Source organism: Arthrobacter sp. efr-133-TYG-120 (assembly GCF_030209785.1).
GTDB lineage: Bacteria > Actinomycetota > Actinomycetes > Actinomycetales > Micrococcaceae > Arthrobacter.
In genome coordinates, this window is record NZ_JARVRI010000048.1 from 1 (window position 1) to 3276 (window position 3276).

Here is a 3276-nt window from a genome sequence, read left to right on the forward strand (position 1 = left end):
CGGGCGTGCCCTGGTTCATCCCGCCACCGCACATCGACCCCCACCGCAAACCCCGGCGGAACCACTACTTCCAAATATGACCTCAGCCTTGCAGCAACCCTGTCGTCCGGTACGGAATCACCTCGCGCAGGAACATGCTGGTGGACGTGCGCACGATTCCCGGGCACAGCCTGATCTCTTCGGACACCCGGTATAGATCGTCCGGGCTCGTTGCGACCACACGGATGATGAGGTCGGTGTCGCCGGCCGGCGCATGGCATTCGAGTACTTCCGGGATGTCGCGCAGGGCAGCGATGGCCTCGTTCAGCCGGCTCTGATCCAACTCCGCACTTACCGCCGCCGCAACGCCGCGGCCCAGTGCTGAGGGCAGCACGCGGCTGCTGTTCGGACGCAAAGCGCCCGACGCCGACATTCGCTCCAGGCGCGACTGGACCGTCCCGCGCGCCAGGCCCAGGCGCTGGGCGAGGACCATGATCGGCACCCGGGGGTCGTCGTCGAGCGCGGCAAGGATCCGCTTGTCCGTTGAATCCAATTCCTGCATCGCTAACGCTTTCTGCCTGGTCGCTCAAGGTTCGGCTGGTCAGAATGTCCAACCAGATCCCATTCTCCCGCACAATGCGGAGCCGACTTCGGCAAAGTGACCATCCGCTGCTCGTCTTCTGGTGGGCAATTAGTCAGATTGACCAGTGGCGATTGAGTCCGTTGCGCCAGTTGTAGTGTTTCTGTTCAAATAGTGGCAACGAAGGGAAAGGCTACCGCCGGACCCCACAGGCTACGGATCCTCCGGTACACCACCCGGCCACCCGAATCACCGTCCCGCAAAGACGCAGCCGCTGATTGACTCTTGTTCACGCATCGTCTTTCCGCACCCCGGCGGCCTAACGCCGGCACCACCATAAGAGCCCCTGAGCCACCGAATGAGTTGCGGTAGCTGAGGGGCTCTTGTGCTGCCCGGGTCGTGTTCTCAAAAAGGCTGAATCAACACCGCGACAAAGTCGTATTCATCTTGGGAGGCGGCGGTCCATTCGACCTCCACCAGATCGCCTGCATTGAGGGACCTGTATCCGCCTGATTGCTCGATGACCGAGAATTGTCCGAAGCATTTCTTCCCGTCGGGAAGAATAAGTTCGCCCCAACCTTCTTCGGCTTTCCAGAAGCAAACCATCGCCTTGGCTCGAGCTGAGTTCAACGTTGGTCCTCTCTTTGGAAACTAAAGGTACCCAATTCTCCCAGCGGCCCCGACCTCCCCGGAATCCTGCAGGCACGCCCGGCGGCGCATAGTCTTGTGCCATGACTTCCGCTGGCCGCTTCGCTCCGAGCCCCTCCGGCGAGCTTCACGTGGGCAATCTGCGCACCGCCATGCTCGCCTGGCTCTTCGCTCGTTCCACGGGCCGCGCCTTCCTGCTGCGCGTGGAGGACCTCGACCGGGCTCGGGCCGGCGCCGAGGAAGTCCAGCTCCGCGATCTTGGGGCCGTCGGCGTGACGTGGGACGGCGCCGTCGTCCGCCAGACGGACCGTTCCGGGCTGTACAACGACGCGATCGAGCGGCTCGCGGACGCAGGGCTGACGTATGAATGCTTCTGCACGCGACGCGAGATCCAGGATGCTCCGTCCGCCCCGCACGCGCCACAAGGCGCTTACCCGGGCACGTGCAGGAACCTTTCGACGTCGGAGCTCGAGATCCGCCGGGCCTCCCGCCCTGCAGCCATCCGGCTCCGCGCTGAAGCCCACGAATGGACTGTCGAGGACAAGTTGCACGGTTCATACACGGGCGTCGTGGACGACTTTGTGCTCCGCAGGAACGACGGCGTCACTGCCTACAATTTGGCCGTGGTGGTGGATGACGCGGCACAGGGCGTGGACCAGGTAGTCCGCGGAGACGACCTCCTGTCCTCCACACCCCGCCAGGCCTATTTGGCCTCTTTGTTGGGCATTGCCGTTCCGGAATACGCCCACGTCCCCTTGGTGTTGAATCGCGACGGCGCCCGCCTGGCCAAGCGCGACGGCGCGGTGACGCTCGGCGACCTTGCCGCCGTCGGGCTGTCTGCCGCGGAGGTGCGGGACCTGATCTTGGAATCGCTCGGCTTGCCGGGAGGGCCGCTTGGCGAGGCCTTGGATGGATTTGATCCGGCCAGATTGCCACACGGGCCATGGATATGGAATGGCATTCAGCAATCAACCCTCCGGAAAGGGGCCTAAGTGCTCGCCTATGTGCTGACCCGCTACGGCGGCGCCGACGCAATGGAGCTGCAGGACGTCCCCAGGCCGGTTGCCGGTCCGGGCGAGGTCCTGGTCAGGGTGTTTGCCGCGGGACTCAATCCTGTGGACTACAAGCAACGAGAAGGTGCAGTCCGGGTGATCACCAGGCCAAGGCTGCCCTTGGTGGCTGGAAGCGAACTGGCCGGGATCGTGGAAGCTGTAGGCCCGGGCGTCACCCGCTTCGCCACGGGAGACCGGGTGTTTGCCCGCGTGGACAAGACCCTGCTGGGCGCTTTTGCCGAACACGCCGCCGTCCACGAGGATTTCGTGGCGCTCATGCCAAGGTCGCTCAGCTACACCGAGGCCGCGAGCCTTCCCTTGGCGGGCCTCACCGCGTTGCAGGCACTGCGCGACGAGCTCGAGATCAAGCCCGGGACCAAGCTGTTCATTTCCGGGGGCGCGGGCGGAGTGGGAACCCTTGCCATCCAGTTGGCCAAGTACTTTGGCGCCGAGGTGACCACCACTGCGTCTCCCCGTGGGGAAGAGTTGGTGCGGCGGCTCGGGGCGGACGCCGTCGTCGACTATACGAAGGAGAACCTGGCCGAAGTGCTTCATGGCTTCGACGCCGCGTTCGACCTCGTAGGGGGGGAGACGCTGGACCAGACGTTCAAGATCCTCAAGCCGGGCGCGAAAGTGGTCAGCATCGCGGGGATGCCCGAACCGCAGACGGCCCTGAAGGACCTTGCGGCCCCGGCCTGGATGACCGCGCTGTTCTGGGCGATCAGCCTCGGAATCCGGAGCCGCGCCCGTGAAGCCAACGTCCGGTACCGCTACCTTTTCATGCACCCCAGTGGCGAAGACTTGAAGTTCCTGTCACGCCTCGTTTCCGAGGGAAAACTGAAACCGGTGGTGGATAGCAGCTATCCGCTCGAAAAGATCGCCGACGCTTTCGCCGCGCTGGAGCAGGGACGCGCCAAGGGCAAGATCGTGGTGACCATGGACACTCGCCGCAGTTAGGGGGTGGAAGGTGGGCCCATTCTGCCGGGTTCCCTGGCCGAGCTAGCGAGGTTAGGGGGC

Annotated in this window: 4 protein-coding genes; 2 read left to right on the forward strand and 2 right to left on the reverse strand. The window is 64.3% G+C overall.

From position 1 onward, the window contains the following. Positions 1-82 precede the first annotated feature (82 nt). Positions 83-541 carry an Lrp/AsnC family transcriptional regulator gene (locus tag QRN51_RS22460; RefSeq protein ID WP_184741515.1) on the reverse strand — a complete coding sequence of 153 codons (459 nt, stop codon included), beginning with the start codon at positions 539-541 and terminating at the stop codon, positions 83-85. A gap of 423 nt (positions 542-964) precedes the next feature. Then, positions 965-1189 carry a hypothetical protein gene (locus tag QRN51_RS22465; protein ID WP_284991956.1) on the reverse strand — a complete coding sequence of 75 codons (225 nt, stop codon included), beginning with the start codon at positions 1187-1189 and terminating at the stop codon, positions 965-967. A 101-nt stretch (positions 1190-1290) separates the two neighbouring features. Here QRN51_RS22465 and gluQRS point away from each other — a divergent pair, with 101 nt between their 5' ends. After that, positions 1291-2199, forward strand: coding sequence for a tRNA glutamyl-Q(34) synthetase GluQRS (gluQRS, locus tag QRN51_RS22470; protein WP_284991957.1), 909 nt, complete (start codon positions 1291-1293; stop codon positions 2197-2199). Next, positions 2200-3216 carry an NADP-dependent oxidoreductase gene (locus QRN51_RS22475; protein ID WP_284991958.1) on the forward strand — a complete coding sequence of 339 codons (1017 nt, stop codon included), beginning with the start codon at positions 2200-2202 and terminating at the stop codon, positions 3214-3216. It begins immediately after the preceding gene. The last annotated feature ends 60 nt before the right edge of the window (positions 3217-3276 follow it).